The organism is Actinopolymorpha sp. B9G3 (assembly GCF_040120725.1).
Taxonomy (GTDB): domain Bacteria; phylum Actinomycetota; class Actinomycetes; order Propionibacteriales; family Actinopolymorphaceae; genus Thermasporomyces.
In genome coordinates this window covers 209,360-221,906 of the sequence record NZ_JBEEAB010000005.1, presented here as the reverse complement: position 1 = coordinate 221,906, position 12,547 = coordinate 209,360, and the positions used below count along the sequence as shown (strand labels likewise).

Here is a 12,547-nt window from a genome sequence, read left to right as displayed (position 1 = left end):
AGCTCACCCTTTCGTTGTGCGAGCCTTCTTGTCTGATGCCACCTTCGGCCTGGACACCACCTTCGTCCCGGCCGCCGCCTTCGTCCCCGACGCCGCTTTCGCGGCGGCACGGGCCTTCCTCCGGTCGGCCAGGGCCGCCCTGGCCGCCGGTTCGTTCCGCGCGAACGACACAAGGAGCCCGATCGCGAACAGAGTCGGAAGCATCGCGGACCCACCGTATGACACGAGCGGCAACGGGATACCCGCGATTGGCAGGAGCACCAGGACCGCACCCATGTTGACGAGTGCCTGGGCGGTCAGCCAGCCGATGATTCCGGCCGTGGCGAGCCTGGTGAAGGTGTCGTCCGCGCGCAAGGCGATCCGGACGCCGACGAAGGCAAGCGTCAGGAAGAGGCCGAGCACGATGATCGTGCCGGCAAGCCCGAGTTCCTCACCGATCACCGCGTAGATGAAGTCCGTGTGCGCTTCGGGCAGTCGTCCCCATTTCTCCCGACTGTTACCGATTCCCACACCCCACCAGCCGCCTGTGCCGAGTGCGAAGAGCGAGTGCGCGGCCTGCCAGCCGGTGTCGCGATAGTCGGCGAACGGATCCAGGAACGTCGTGAGCCGCTCCCGCCGGTGCTCTCGCGTCACCACGAGATAGGTGACGACCAGCCCGACGGCGGCCACGGCGATCCCGAAGAACCGCATCGGCGTCCCGACCACGAACAGCATGACGAGCACCAGCGAGAACAGCACCAGCGACGTGCCGAGGTCGCGCTGGGCGAGGACAAGTGCGAGAACAACGCCGCAGACAGGGACGAACGGGATGATCAGGTGTTTCCACTCGCTGAGGAGTTTCTCCTTGCGGGCGAACAGGTCGGCACCCCACAGGACGAGCGCCAGCTTGGCCGCCTCACTGGGCTGGAGAAGGAACGGGCCACCGAACGACAGCCAGTTGCGGTTGCCGTTGACCGAGACCCCGAGCGGCGTGAGCGTGAGCGCGAGCAGGACGATCGACACGATCAGCGCTGGATAGACCACGGCGCGCAGCACCCGCGGCGGCAGGCGGGACGCCACGAACGCCAGGGGCAACCCGGCTGCCACCCAGATGAACTGCCTCGTCGCCAGGGCGTAGGAGTCGCCGTAGACCGACAACGCGTAGACGCTCGACGCCGAGAGCACCATGACAAGCCCGAGGGCGAGCAGCAGCCCACTGACGCCGATGACGAGGTGGTACGACGTCAGCGGACGGTCGAGCGAGCGCCGGATCTCGGCGAGCCAACCGGACTCGTCGTCGCGGGACCGACGCCAACTGGACAGGTGCCCGCGCCCTGCCGCCGGGCGCGAACTGGTCTGGCGCGCGTGGCCGTCCCCTGCGACGGTCCGGCGGTCGTTGGTGGCGCTCGTCACGCGCGTACCGTCTGTGTGAACACGCGTCGTCGTCCCCTCCGGTCGGCTGGTCTCAGGTCACGCCGTGGGGATCAGCCCCGGTGCCCTCGCACCGACGCCGCGAACGCATCACCTCGAGCGCTGTAACTGGTGAAGAGGTCGAAGGATGCGCAGCCAGGTGCGAGCAGCACGGTGTCACCTGGCTGGGCGAGCCGGCCCGCGGCCCCCACGGCCCGATCCATCACCTCAGTGTCGCTGTCGGCGACTTCGATGACGGGGACATCCGGTGCGTGTCGCGCAATCGCGGACGCGATGAGTTCCCGGTCGCGACCGAGCAGGACCACGCCGCGCAACCGGTCCTTGACGGCGTGTACGAGGTCGCCGAAATCCTGACCCTTGGCGAGGCCTCCGGCGACCCAGACCACGGAGTCGTACGCCAGGAGCGAGGCGAGCGCCGCATGGGCGTTGGTGGCCTTGGAGTCGTCCACGTAGACCACGCCGTCACGCTCGGCCACCCGCTGGATCCGGTGTGGCTCGAGGACGAAACCCGCCAGACCTGCCCGGACGGCGGCCGGGGGCACGCCGTGTGCCCGGGCGAGGGCCGCGGCGGCGAGGGCGTTGGCGATGTTGTGCGGCGCCTGTGACGGTAGATCGCTGACGGCACACAGTTCCGCCGCGGACGTCTGTCGTTCGGCGACGAACGCCCGGTCGGCGAGCACACCGTCGACGACACCGAGCATGCCGACCCCCGGCACGCCGGCCGTGAACCCGACCGCCCGGGCCCCCTCCACCACGTCGGCCTCGCGGACCAGTTCCTCGGTGACAGGGTCGGCGACGTTGTAGACGCACGCGATCTCGCAGCCGGTGAAGATCTTGCCCTTGTCCCCGGCGTAGGCGTCCATCGAACCGTGCCAGTCAAGGTGGTCAGGGGCGACGTTGAGAACCGCCGCCGCCCGGGGACGCAGGGGCCGCGCCCAGTGCAGCTGGAAGCTGGACAGCTCGACGGCGAGGACGTCGTACGGCTCGGGGTCGAGCACGGCGTCGACGACCGGCGCACCGATGTTGCCGACCGCCTCCGCCCGCAGTCCCCCTGCCCGCAGGATCGCCGCCAGCATGCCCACCGTGGTGGTCTTCCCGTTGGTACCGGTGAGGGCGAGCCAGGGCGCGGCGGTCGCGGGATCGCGCAACCGGAGCGCGAGGTCCACCTCGCCCAGGATCGGCAGCCCACGCTCCCCCGCCGCAACGAGCAGGGGCGCACCAGGAAGCCAGCCCGGCGAGGTCACCACCAGGTCAGCGTCGTCAGGAAGCGTGGCCGAGGAGCCCGGGCCCAGGCGTACGTCGGCGCCGAGGGTCGAAAGGATCGTCGCCTTCTCGTGTTCGGCGTCGCCCGCGCGGTCGTCGACGACGACGACCCGTGCGCCCACGCCGAGCAGGCCGGCGGCGGCCGAGTACCCGGACACGCCGATGCCCGTCACCAGGGCGGTGACCGACGGCCAGGGCGAGTGCCGGTCCGCGCCGTCCAGCCAACCCAGCCGGTGGTGACCGTTGACCTGCCCGGCAGTGCGCCCAGTCGCCTGCCCGGCGGTGCGCCCAGTCGCCTGCCCGGCGGTCGGTCCCGTGGTCTGCCCGTCGTGCGATGCCGTCATGTACCCGCCACCCATTCGGCGTAGAAGATCCCGATCGCGCCGGCAACGCAGATGCCGCAGATGATCCAGAAGCGGATCACGATCGTGACTTCGTTCCAGCCCTTGAGCTCGAAGTGGTGGTGGATCGGCGCCATCCGGAAGAGCCGGCGGGGTGTACCCGTCTTCCACCGGGTGAACTTGAAGAAGCCGGTCTGGAGCATGACCGAGGCCGTCTCGATGAGGAACAGCCCACCGATGAGGATGAGCAGCAGCTCGGTACGGGTCATGATCGCGAACCCGGCGATGCCGCCGCCGAGGGCCAGCGCACCTGTGTCACCCAGGAAGATCTTGGCCGGGGAGGCGTTCCACCACAGGAATCCGAAGCACGCAGCAGCGACCGCGAAGGCCACGACGGCGAGGTCGTACGGATCCCGGACCTCGTAGCACTTGGTGCCCGGCTCCTCGAAGCAGGCCTGGTTGAACTGCCAGACACAGATCAGGGTGTACGCGGCGAACACCAGCACCGAGGACCCGGTGGCAAGGCCGTCGAGACCGTCGGAGAGGTTCACGCCGTTGGACGTCGCGGCGATCATCAGCAGCACCCAGAGGACGAAGACCACCGAGCCGAGCTGCAACCAGTCGATGTCGCGGATGAACGAGATGAACGGCGAGCCGGGCGTGACGTCCCGGTCGTCGGGGAACTGCAGCGCGAGGATCGCGAAGACAACCGCGACCGAGGTCTGGCCAGCCAGCTTGGTCTTGGCGCGCAGGCCGAGGCTGCGCTGCTTGGAGACCTTGAGAAAGTCGTCGAGGAACCCGACGAGCCCCAGGCCCACCATGAGCAGCAGGACCAGCGCACCGGACGCCGAGGGCAGCCGCCACGAGTAGACGTGTGCCGCCGCGTAGCCCAGCACGGTCGCCACGATGATGACGATGCCGCCCATCGTGGGCGTACCCCGCTTGGTGTGGTGCGAGGTCGGGCCGTCGTCGCGGATTATCTGGCCGTAGCCACGGGCCGCGAGCATCCGGATCCCGACCGGTGTGCCCAACAGCGCGATCAGTAAGGAGACTCCCCCGGCAAGCAGGATCGCCTTCACGCCTGGCCCTCCAGTGTCTCGGCCCCCTGTCGAATGGCATCACCCAGATAGCGCAGTCCGGCGTCGCGGGACGACTTCACCAGTACCACGTCGCCGCTCCGCAGGTCCTTGCGTAACAACTTCAACGCCTGCGCGGCGTCACGGACGAAGGTCGAGTGGCGAAAACCCGCCGCCCTCGCGCCCCGCTCGATCGGCCTGGCGCCCTCCCCCACGACCACCAGACGTGACACGCCGAGCTCAGCCGCGAGGCGGCCGACCGCCTCGTGCTCCTGCGCCGAGGCCTCGCCCAGCTCCAACATCTCGCCCAGCACCGCGAACGACCGGCGGCCGCCCGCGAGTTCGGGCAGGGTCTGCAGCGCTGCCCGCATCGAGTCGGGGTTGGCGTTGTAAGCGTCGTTGAGGACCGTGACCCCGTCAGCGCGCTCGCCGATCTCCATCCGCCAGCGGGCCAGCGGGACCGCCGCCGAGAGGCGTTCTGCGACCGTCTGAAGGTCCATGCCGATGGCGAGCCCGACGGCCGCGGCGGCCAGTGCATTGGAGACGTGGTGGCGGCCGACCAGCTTCAGGCGTACCTCTGTGGCTCCGTGCGGGCTCACCAGCTCGAAGACCGGACGACCGCCGTCGAGCCAGACCTTCGCCGCACGGACCGCGGCGTCGTCGGCCAGGCCGAAGAGGACCGACGGCGCCTTGGAGCGGTCGGACATCGCCCGGACCAGTGGGTCGTCGGAGTTCAGGATGGCGAGGCCGTCGTCGAGCAGGGCCTCCACCAGCTCACCCTTCGCAATCGCCGTCGCCTCCCGGCTACCGAACTTCCCGACATGGGCGAGCCCGACGTTGAGCACGACCGAGATGTCCGGCGGAGCGATCTGGGTGAGGTACCGGATGTGGCCGATCCCGCGGGCGCCCATCTCCAGGACGAGGTACCGCGTCTCCTCGTCAGCCTGCAACACGGTGAGGGGCATACCTAGCTCGTCGTTGAGCGACCCCTGCGGCGTCACCGTGGGTCCGGCACCCGCCAGCACCTGCCCGAGGAGGTCCTTCGTCGACGTCTTTCCCTGTGATCCGGTTACGGCGACGATGGTCGTGTCCACCAGCCGACCCACCACGAACGCCGCGAGCCGACCGAGTGCCACGACCGAGGCGTCCACGTCGTGGTCGAGCGCGGTCGGCGCGAGGATCGACGGAACGGCGGGCAACGGCTCACTCGCGAGCACCGCGACCGCTCCCCTGCGTACGGCCTCCTCGGCGAACTGGTGGCCGGGACCGTCGGCGACGAAGAGCGCACCTGGGGCCGCCTGGCGCGAGTCGGCGACGACAGGACCCGTCACCACCGCGTCCGGCGACGCGTCGCGGAGTTCGCCACCTACCGCCTCGGCGATCTCGGCGAGAGTCATCCGGATCACCGCTCCGCACCCTTCTTCCGGGCATCCGCGCGGGCGGTGCCGATCGTGTCGGACATCTGTCGAAGAACCTCCTGGACCACGAGTCGGTCGTCAAAAGGTTGTACTACCCCACCGACGTCCTGGCCCTGCTCGTGTCCTTTGCCGAGGATCAGCACGGTATCGCCCGGGCGTGCGGCGCCGATCGCCCGCTCGATCGCCTGCCGCCTGTCGCCGATCTCGACGACCTCGCCACGGAGGGACGCAGGGACGCCGTAGGCCCCGCGGAGGGCGGCCGCCCGGATGGCCGCCGGATCCTCCGAGCGCGGGTTGTCGTCGGTGACAACGGCGAGGTCAGCGTGCCGGGCGGCGGCCTCGCCCATGAGCGGTCGCTTCGCGTGGTCGCGATCTCCCCCGCAGCCGAACACGCCGATCACTCTGCCCTTCGTCCAGCCGCGGACGGACGACAGGACGATCGCGATGGCGTCAGGCGTGTGGGCGTAGTCGACGATCGCCGCGAACGCCGCGCCGGGTTCGGACACGCGCTCCATCCGACCAGGAAGGCTGGCGGTCGCCAACGCGGGCAGGAACGTCTCCGGGCTCAGGCCCGCGCCCGCCAGCATCGCGGTGGCCAGGACGGCGTTGGCGACGTTGAACGTCCCAGGGAGGCCGAGCGTCACCGGCCAGGGCCCGCCGTTCGGACCGTGCAGGACGAAGTGGGACAGGCCGTCGGGTGAGCTGCTCACCTCGGCGGCCCGCCAGTCGGCGGCTGGAGCGCCGGTCGCGGAGTACGTCACGATGTCCAGTCCCCACTCCCTCGCCAGCACGGCCAGACGTGCACCGTGGGTGTCGTCGAGGTTGATCACACCGCGGCGGCTGCGATCCGGGCCGAACAGCGCCGCCTTCGCCGCGAAGTACGCCTCCATGTCCCCGTGCAGCTCCAGGTGGTCCTGGCTGAGGTTCGTGAAGCCGGCGACGTCGAAGACCAGACCGTCCACCCGGCCGTAGGTCAGCGCGTGGCTCGACACCTCCATCGAGACGTGACTGACACCACGCTCGCGCATGACGGCAAGAATGGCCTGCAGGTCCGGTGCCTCCGGTGTCGTACGTACGCTCGGGAGGGTCTCGTCGCCGATCCGCGTACCGACCGTGCCGAGTTGGCCGGTACGACGGCCCAGGTGTCGAAGGGCCGCGTCGAGGAGGAACGCCGTCGTGGTCTTGCCGTTGGTTCCGGTGACACCGAGAACGGTGAGATCGCGTGCGGGATAGCCGTATACCCACGCCGAGACCGCCCCGAGCACGCCCTGTGGATCGGACACAACCAGGGTCGGCAGCCCAGCGGCCCGGCAGCGCTCCAGACCCGTGGGGTCGGTGAGGACGGCGGCCGCTCCGGCCGCGGCCGCCTGTTGTGCGTAGGCGGCACCGTGGGTGGATCCTCCCGGACGCGCGACGTAGAGGTCACCGCCAACGACAGCCCGGGAGTCCTGGGTCACACCTGTCACCACGACTCCGGCGAGCTCGTCCTCAGCGCCGTCATGACCAACAGGTGACCGCGGTTCCGGCTGAGCCGAAACGAGTGCACGAAGCTCGGCCAGCCTCCGCCGGGGCGCGTCCGCCGGTCGCGGCGTCGCCGATCGGGTGGCGGGGACGGCCACAGCCTCTCCTCCCTCCGCGACTCAGGTGCTCCTCGGATCGCTGGTTTGTCTGGTTTCTGCGACCCGCTGTCTGTCCCGAGGTCGACACCTCGCCGGTCGTGCCTGCCCCTGGCCGGACGGTCTGGGGGTGTGCCCTCGACCGCAGGACAGTACCGCGCTCACGCTCCGAGACCGGCCGCGGCCGCGCTACCAGGTGAGTGGCATGGCGGGTGTGGTCGTCCCCGTGGGCGGAACGCCGTACTTCTGGAGGGTGAAGGCCATGATGTCGCGGAAGACGGGGGCCGCGAGGCCACTTCCGCTATTGCCGCCACGCTTCGGATCCTGGACAACGACATAGACGACATAGCGCGGCTGGTCAGCCGGAGCGAACCCGGCGAATGACGCCGTGTAGCCGCGATAGCACCCGCAGGCGGCGTCGACGCGCTGCGACGTGCCGGTCTTGCCGGCGATGCGGTAGCCCGGGATCTGCGCCTTCGTGGCCAGCGCCTCCTCGCCATCGACCACCTGCTCCATCATCGCGGCGACGCTCGATGCCGTCGCCTCGCTGATCACGCGGGACCGCTTCGGTGCGGGCGCCGGGCGGCGCAGCTGGCCTTCCTCGTCCACCCGGCCCCGGACCAGGTTCGGCTCGACCCGCACCCCGCCGTTGGCGACGGTGCCGATCGCGGACGCCATCTGGACGGCGTTGACCGACATGCCCTGACCGAACGCGACTGTCGCGCGTTGCAGGTCACTCCACGACTCCGGCTTCGCCAGCGATCCTTTGGCCTCACCGGCCAGCCCGATGCCGGTGGGTTGGCCGAGCCCGAACCTGCGCAGGTAGCTCGCGTGCTCCGCCTTCGGCATGCGTTCGGCGGCGAGGATGGTCCCGAGGTTGCTCGACTTCGCCAACGCGCCTGTCATCGTCAACGGGATCGTCCCGTGTCCCCAGTAATCGTGGATCTGGTGCCCGTTGCGAAGGAGCGCACCCGGCACCGAGATCTTCGTCTCGGGCGTGACGTAACCGGCGTCGATCAGGGCGGCCGTCGTGAGGACCTTCGCCACGCTCCCCGGTTCGTACACCTCCTGCAAGGGACGGTTCACCCGGTCGTCCGCGGGACTGCTGGTCGGACGGTTCGGGTCGTACGTCGGTGCCGTCGCCATGGCCACGATCTGGCCAGTCTTGACGTCGAGCACCACCGCATCGCCGCTACGGGCGCCCGTGGCCTTCACCTGGTCGGCGATGGCCTTCTGTGCGACCCACTGGACGTCCCGGTCGATCGTCAACGAGACGTTGGCACCGGGGACCGGGTCCTGCTGGACGCTGGGGGCGAGGGGGATCTGCTGGCCACCGGAGCCCCCCTCGTAGACCATCAGACCGTCCTTGCCCCGCAGCTTGTCGTCGAGGGCGTACTCGAGGCCGGCGAGACCGCGTCCTTCACCGCCGACGAACCCGACGAGATTGGCGGCAACGGGCCCCGAGGGATAGCTGCGGAGGGGATCCGGCTGGTTGAAGACGCCGATCAGATCGCCGGCATCGAGCGCCTTCCTGGCCCGGTTCCACCGTTCGGCGGGTACCTTGCGGGCAAGGTAGACGAACCTGCTGTCCGCCTTGCGGAGCTTGGGCAGCAACTCCTCGGCGGGAACCTTCAGGATGGGCGCGAGGGTCTCAGCGATCTGGACCGCACCGGGACGCGTCATCTTCGGGTCAGCGGTGACCGCCACCGTGTCCACTGTGGTCGCCAACGGGACGCCGTTGACGTCGGACAGGTCCCCCCTGGTGGCGCGGAGAGTGACCTCCTGCAGGCGTTCCTTCACCGCGGCATGGGCGAACGAAGCCGCTTCCACCCCCTGCAGTTGGAGCAGGCGGCCGGCGAAGACCGACATCACGAAGGCGACGATGAGAAAACCCACCCGGAGGCGCCGGCTCGCCGTGCCGAGCTTGAACGACCTACTGCTGCCCGGTCGTCCCGCCGCTCTTCGCGCCCTCACGGCGGTCCGCTCGCTCCTCCGCGTCCGGGGGGCGGCCTGGTGGCGTGCCGTCGTCTGACGCGTGGCAGCGCGATGGGTTGGCTTCGCCCGGTTGGCTGGCTGCCGTGCCGGTACGGACTTCTTCAATGGCACTGACCGCATTGGGGACGCAGACTTCTTCTGGGCTACCACTCTCTTCTGGGCCGCTGCTTTCTTGCCGGTCGACACCTTCTGTGGCACCGCCTTGTCGCGGGGTACCCCCCTCTTCTGCGGTATCGCCTTCTTGGCGGGCGACACCCTCCGCTGCGCCACCGCGGTCTTGCGGGGCACCGCGGTCTTGCGGGGCACGGCGGTCTTGCGGGGCACGGCGGTCTTGCGGGGCACGGCGGTCGACTGGCGAGAGTTGCCGCCGCGCGAACGTGGTGCCTCGCGGCGCTCTCGGTCGCGTGGGCGCGATGGACGGCCGGTCATGTGTTCCCTCCGGGCGTCGGCGGCGTTGGGCTGGCCTGCGGTGTCTGTACGGGTGTCTGACCGGGCGTGGCGGTCGGCCGGGCCGGGGAAACTGCGGTCGCTCCGGCCGGCGTCGACGATGGCTTCGGCTTGGGTCTGGGCTTCACCCGTGCCTCTGCCGGTACGGCCTCACCGAGCACCGCACCGTCGGACAGGCGCAGGAACACGGGATTGGCGTTGGGGACCATGCCCATCCGCTGCGCTCGACCGGCGAGGTTCTCCGGTGCCTTGAGGCGAGCAACCCGCTGGTCGAGATCCTCCTGGCGTTCGGCGAGCATCGACGTCTGGCGCTTGAGGTCGTGGATGGCGAACGACCCCCGCTGCAAAGACGTGTTGAGGAGCAGCAGACCGACAAGTCCGACGCCCAGAATGGCGACAACCAGGAGGACGAAGGGCGCTCGGGCAGGGGCCTCGGCCCGCGCCGGTACAACCCGTAGCTGGCGTTCCGGCTGGTCGGGTTCGCGCCATGGCCGCGCGAGGCTCTCGATGACGCTCATGCCGTGCCCCCTCTGCACGACCACTGCGGTGCCTCACTCCGGCACACCTCGTACCTCGCCGTACCTGCGTGGGGGCTCCTCGCGCTCATGCCGTTCCCCTTTTCGCATGACCGCTGCGGTGCCTCACTCCGGCACACCTCGTACCTCGCCGTACCTGCGTGGGGGCTCCTCGCGCTCATGCCGTTCCCCTTTTCGCATGACCACTGCGGTGCCTCACTCCGGCACACCTCGTACCTCGCCGTACCTGCGTGGGGGCTCCTCGCGCTCATGCCGTTCCCCTTTTCGCATGACCACTGCGGTGCCCCACTCCGGCACACCTCGTACCTCGCCGTACCTCCGTGGGGGCTCCTCGCGCTCATGCCGTGCCCCCTCTGTCGCTCGACTTCCGCCCTGCCCGGATGCGTTCGACCGCGCGTAACCGTGCGGAGGTGGCGCGCGGATTGGCAGTGATCTCCTCGTCCGACGCCTTGTCGGCGCCGCGGGTCAGGAGCCGGAGAACGGCCTCGTGTCCGGGTGGCACAACCGGGAACCCGTCAGGTACGTCCGGCCGGGCGAGCGCGGCGAACGTCTGCTTGACCAGCCGGTCCTCGAGCGAGTGGTACGCAAGGACCACCACCCGCCCGCCCACCGCCACCGCGTCGACCGCCGCCGGCAGGGCACGCTGGAGCACCGCGAGCTCGCCGTTGACCTCGATCCGCAGCGCCTGGAAGGTGCGCTTGGCCGGGTGGCCTCCGACCTGACGTTTCGCGGCCGGGATTGCCCCCCGGATGAGGTCGACGAGTCGGGCACTGGTCGTGAAGGGTGTATCGGCTCGCTCGCGCACGATCCGCTCGGCGATCCGCCGGGCGAACCGTTCCTCGCCGTAGTCGCGCAGGATCCTGGTGAGGTCGGTTACCGAGTAGGTGTTGAGAACCTCGGCCGCGGTGATGCCCCTGGTGGGGTCCATCCGCATGTCGAGGGTGACGTCGCGGCTGTAGGCGAAGCCACGGCTCGGGTCGTCGAGCTGGAGCGAGGACACACCGAGGTCGAAGAGCACGGCGTCGACCTCGGTGAGGCCGAGTTGGTCGAGCACGTCGGGAATCTCGTCGTAGACCGCGTGGAGCAAAGTGGAGCGCTCACCGAACTCGTCCAGCCGCTCCCTCGCCGCGTCGAGAGCATGCGGGTCACGGTCGAGTCCGATGAGGCGCGCGTCAGGAAACTCCCGCAGCAGTAGCTCCGCGTGTCCACCGAGGCCGAGTGTCGTGTCGACGACAACGCCGCCACCCGGCCGGCCAAGGACCGGCGCGAGCAGCTCAACCACGCGGTCGGCCAGGACGGGCACGTGGACGGGATGGTCGGCGCATGCGTTCATCTGGTCCGCCACCTCAACGGGCAAGGCCCAGCATGGTGGCGAGTACGGCAGTCGTCGCGATGGACGCCCCGAGGGAGAACGCGATCACCGTGGCACGTGCCCGGACGGCGGCGCGGACGGAGACGTCGTCGGCAGACCGGTGAAGGTCTGGCAGTGTCGCCATGTCCGCGAGGCCTACGACGGTGTCGGCTCGCTCGCGTCGCGCGTGACCGGATGGGTTCACGTCGCCCCCTTGTGTTGCACTTTCGATGGCCGTGCGGCCAGGTCCCCGCCCGCTCGCCCGGGGAAGCCGCCGTCTGGCGCCGGGGAAGGTGCGTCAGAATGCGCAGGGAGCGGGCTGGAGACCTCGCCGCACGAGTAACCGGTGGGTCTCGTATCTGCGAATGTCGTTAGTGGTGGGTCTCAGGTGTCGCCGGCTGGTGACGCTCGTGCGCCGGCTCAGAGAATCCCCGGGAGCACCTCCTCACTCAGGTCGGAGAAGGTCTGTTCCTGCTCGGTGGAGTAGCGCGCCCATGCCTCGGCATCCCAGATCTCCACCCGGTTCATGGCGCCGATGACCACACACTCGCGGGTCAGTCCGGCGTACTCGCGAAGCATCGGCGGGATGGTGACCCGCCCCTGCTTGTCGGGCTTCTCATCCGATGCACCGGCGAACAACATCCGCAGGTAGTCGCGTGCGGCCTTGTTGGTGACTGGTGCCTGCCGCATCTGGTCGGTCAACCGGGCGAACTCCGGGGTCGGCCAGACGTAGAGGCAACGTTCCTGCCCACGAGTGACCACAAGCCCCTCCGCCAGCTCTTCCCGGAATTTTGCTGGGAGGAAAAGCCGGCCCTTCTCGTCGAGCCGAGGGGTGTGGGTGCCGAGAAACGTGGCCGCCACCTCCCCCAGATGCTCACCAGGTGCCGCTCTCCACCACTGGCCGCCACTTTACCCCACTTCCCTCCACCGTCAATCATCCTTGACGCGTGCCGCACCGGTCGCGCCACTGTTTGCGTCGTGAAGGCGCAGGTCAGAAGGGGTGGTGCGAAAGGGAGGGCGATGGAGGGGCACGCCGGCCGGCGTGCCGGAACAATCAACCGGCGGTGAACAACTTGGTCCGACCGGACGTGTCC

The 12,547-nt window shown here is 69.6% G+C and carries 10 protein-coding genes; all 10 read right to left on the bottom strand.

Annotated features, from left to right (window positions below):
• Positions 1-3: 3 nt before the first annotated feature.
• Positions 4-1,392 carry a putative lipid II flippase FtsW gene (ftsW, locus tag ABNF93_RS11620; RefSeq protein WP_349327956.1) on the bottom strand — a complete coding sequence of 463 codons (1,389 nt, stop codon included), beginning with the start codon at positions 1,390-1,392 and terminating at the stop codon, positions 4-6.
• A gap of 71 nt (positions 1,393-1,463) precedes the next feature.
• Positions 1,464-3,017, bottom strand: coding sequence for a UDP-N-acetylmuramoyl-L-alanine--D-glutamate ligase (murD, locus tag ABNF93_RS11615; protein WP_349327955.1), 1,554 nt, complete (start codon positions 3,015-3,017; stop codon positions 1,464-1,466).
• Positions 3,014-4,093, bottom strand: coding sequence for a phospho-N-acetylmuramoyl-pentapeptide-transferase (mraY, locus tag ABNF93_RS11610; protein ID WP_349327954.1), 1,080 nt, complete (start codon positions 4,091-4,093; stop codon positions 3,014-3,016). The genes murD and mraY overlap by 4 nt, the downstream gene beginning before the upstream one ends.
• A complete protein-coding gene (locus ABNF93_RS11605; RefSeq protein WP_349328117.1) occupies positions 4,090-5,487 on the bottom strand; it encodes a UDP-N-acetylmuramoyl-tripeptide--D-alanyl-D-alanine ligase in 1,398 nt (465 codons plus the stop codon). Before ABNF93_RS11605 ends, mraY begins: the two co-directional genes overlap by 4 nt.
• Positions 5,488-5,492: 5 nt before the next feature.
• Complete coding sequence (locus ABNF93_RS11600; RefSeq protein ID WP_349327953.1) at positions 5,493-7,127, bottom strand: UDP-N-acetylmuramoyl-L-alanyl-D-glutamate--2,6-diaminopimelate ligase; 1,635 nt, start codon at positions 7,125-7,127, stop codon at positions 5,493-5,495.
• Between the two features lie 186 nt (positions 7,128-7,313).
• Positions 7,314-9,098: a peptidoglycan D,D-transpeptidase FtsI family protein gene (locus ABNF93_RS11595; RefSeq protein ID WP_349327952.1), complete on the bottom strand. Its 1,785-nt coding sequence runs from the start codon at positions 9,096-9,098 to the stop codon at positions 7,314-7,316.
• Between the two features lie 446 nt (positions 9,099-9,544).
• The gene (gene ftsL, locus ABNF93_RS11590; RefSeq protein WP_349327951.1) at positions 9,545-10,084 is read right to left on the bottom strand and encodes a cell division protein FtsL; all 540 of its coding nucleotides are present in this window, start codon (positions 10,082-10,084) and stop codon (positions 9,545-9,547) included.
• A 355-nt stretch (positions 10,085-10,439) separates the two neighbouring features.
• Positions 10,440-11,435: a 16S rRNA (cytosine(1402)-N(4))-methyltransferase RsmH gene (gene rsmH / locus ABNF93_RS11585; protein WP_349327950.1), complete on the bottom strand. Its 996-nt coding sequence runs from the start codon at positions 11,433-11,435 to the stop codon at positions 10,440-10,442.
• 13 nt (positions 11,436-11,448) lie between these two features.
• Entirely contained in the window at positions 11,449-11,658 is a 210-nt protein-coding gene (locus ABNF93_RS11580; RefSeq protein ID WP_349327949.1) for a hypothetical protein, read from the bottom strand.
• 215 nt (positions 11,659-11,873) lie between these two features.
• Positions 11,874-12,314: a division/cell wall cluster transcriptional repressor MraZ gene (mraZ, locus tag ABNF93_RS11575; protein WP_349327948.1), complete on the bottom strand. Its 441-nt coding sequence runs from the start codon at positions 12,312-12,314 to the stop codon at positions 11,874-11,876.
• Positions 12,315-12,547: the final 233 nt, after the last annotated feature.